The following is a 500-nucleotide window of genomic DNA, read 5'->3' as shown; positions in this document are numbered from 1 at the left end:
ACGCTATTATGGCTGTTGGAAGACCAAACCTGAGATTGGCGAGGTCAGGATTATGAGATAGACGGATTTGCTGGTATATGATAGAATACGGTTATTATTGAAATATTTGGCAGAACATGTGGAGGGAGGCCGCCTATGGGACTTATTTTATTGGTTGAAGACGAGCCGGGCGCAGTTGCGCTCATGCGCCGGTACATGGAAAACAGCTCAATGGAACATAAACTTGCAGTATTTGAGAAGGCCGCAGAGGCTCTTTTCTATGCGGTGAAAAACAAGGTTGATCTGTTTATTCTGGATATACAGCTTTTGGATTACCGGGGGACCGAACTGGCAAGGCAGCTGCGTTCCATGCCGGAATATCGGTTTACGCCAATTCTTTTTACCACGGAACTGGCAGGAGAGGAGTTATCTGCCTACCGGGAAATCAAAGGCTACGATTTCCTGGTAAAGCCCTTCACGGAGGCTGAATTTCAAAAAACATTTCAAGCGGCTCTTGAGAT

General features: G+C 46.4%; 1 protein-coding gene. It reads left to right on the top strand.

From position 1 onward, the window contains the following. Positions 1-135: 135 nt before the first annotated feature. On the top strand, positions 136-500 hold a 365-nt coding region (locus NE664_13335), incomplete at its 3' end, for a response regulator (GenBank protein MCQ4727615.1).

The sequence above is a fragment of the Anaerotignum faecicola genome, from assembly GCA_024460105.1.
In the GTDB taxonomy this organism is placed as follows: Bacteria; Bacillota; Clostridia; order Lachnospirales; family Anaerotignaceae; genus JANFXS01.
The sequence above is the reverse complement of the archived record's forward strand: the minus strand, read 5'-3'. Positions and strand labels throughout refer to the sequence as shown.